Here is a 1,503-nt window from a genome sequence, read left to right as displayed (position 1 = left end):
TAAGTCATTGATTTATATGGGTAATTTTTAAGGTCTATTTACCTACATTTATGCATAAACTACCCTTATTCACCATAAATCAAGGACTTACACGAGTCTTCCTAAAAAGTTTTGCACAGAGTTATCCACAGGATCGCTTAGTTAAAACCCATTTTTAATTCAGCTAAAGTACTGTGCTTATGTACTCAATCTTACTTTCTGCTGGCTGGCCTATTTGGCCCCTACTCATTATCTCGGTTTTCGGGCTAGCCATCATCCTAGAACGGTCTTGGTATTTGCGCCAAATTCATATTTTCCCCAAAGATAGCCTTGAATCCACATTTGGAGCGGCAAATGCTATTTCCCAGCAAAAAAAGGTTTCTGAAGCCGAAATTAGCACTATTGGCCAACTCTCTCCGGTAGGCTCACTTTTTGCCTGCATTCTGCGCGAAAAGGCCTCTGGCAGCTCTGCAGACTCCGCTTTAGAAGAGTTGCAAGCAAGCGCTCAATCAACCTGGCTAAAACTAGATCGCTATTTAGGCGCGCTAGCCACCATCGCGACAGTCGCACCCTTACTAGGTTTATTTGGCACCGTTGTCGGCATGATTGAAATTTTTGGTAGTCAGGGTGTGGGCAGCCCTCAACAACTAGCTCATGGCATCTCTATTGCTCTCTACAATACGGCTTTTGGGTTATTGATTGCGATTCCTGCTTTAGCTGCATGGCGTGGCTTGAGGGCGATGGCAAATCAACGCCAACATGAGTGTGAAGAATTTACCCGCCAATTATTTAAAAAGCTTTATCCACACTCTACGGATACAAAATGAGTTGGCTAGTAAATAAGCTTCAGTACCGAGGCCGATTTTCATTAGGGGTTCGCTCATCCTCTGTAGAGCCCGAAATCAATCTCATTCCTTTTATTGATGTGCTTTTAGTAGTGCTGATATTTCTGATGATCTCCACGACCTTCACGCGCTATCAAGAGCTAGCCATCACCCTGCCGACTGCCAATGGCGCAGCAAGCCAGTCAGAGGTGAAGCAAATTCATATCGCAGTCAGTCGTGATGGGCGCTTTGCTATTAACGGCAAGGTAACTGACCGCAGCGAACTGAGTAATAGCCTCAATTCACTGAACAAAGACAATGCCATCCAGGTCAATATCGATGCAGATGCTAAAGCGCCCCACCAGGCAGTCGTAACCGCCCTAGAGGCTGCGCGCGACGCCAATCTATCTAATATTGTGTTTAGCAGTCAAACTACAAAGAAATAAATTCAGTCCATTAGAAATATTGAGCTAAACAAATCGCCTTTAATGTCATCACCAAAAAAAACTTCTTTCTTTAATAAGGCTCCCCGGTTTTGGGAAAGACGTGGGCCAACCAGCCTCATCCTCTGGCCTTTATCAAAGGTGTACGGTTGGATCAATCAAGCTTTGGATTTAGTCAATGATCTGAACTTAGGAAAAAATAAGCCGCAAGCTGTGCCCATCATCATCGTCGGTAATATTCGCGTAGGAGGCACAGG

The 1,503-nt window shown here is 44.6% G+C and carries 3 protein-coding genes; all 3 read left to right on the top strand.

What is annotated here, in order from left to right:
- Positions 1 to 179 precede the first annotated feature (179 nt).
- Positions 180 to 806, top strand: a complete 627-nt coding sequence (locus B7Y67_RS17740; RefSeq protein WP_293599762.1) for a MotA/TolQ/ExbB proton channel family protein — start codon at positions 180 to 182, stop codon at positions 804 to 806.
- Positions 803 to 1,249 carry a biopolymer transporter ExbD gene (locus tag B7Y67_RS17735; protein WP_293599761.1) on the top strand — a complete coding sequence of 149 codons (447 nt, stop codon included), beginning with the start codon at positions 803 to 805 and terminating at the stop codon, positions 1,247 to 1,249. Before B7Y67_RS17740 ends, B7Y67_RS17735 begins: the two co-directional genes overlap by 4 nt.
- Positions 1,250 to 1,291: 42 nt before the next feature.
- Positions 1,292 to 1,503, top strand: a 212-nt coding sequence (locus tag B7Y67_RS17730; protein WP_293599760.1) for a tetraacyldisaccharide 4'-kinase, incomplete at its 3' end; no start/stop codon positions are given.

This window comes from Polynucleobacter sp. 35-46-11 (assembly GCF_002281105.1).
The sequence above is the reverse complement of the archived record's forward strand: the minus strand, read 5'-3'. Positions and strand labels throughout refer to the sequence as shown.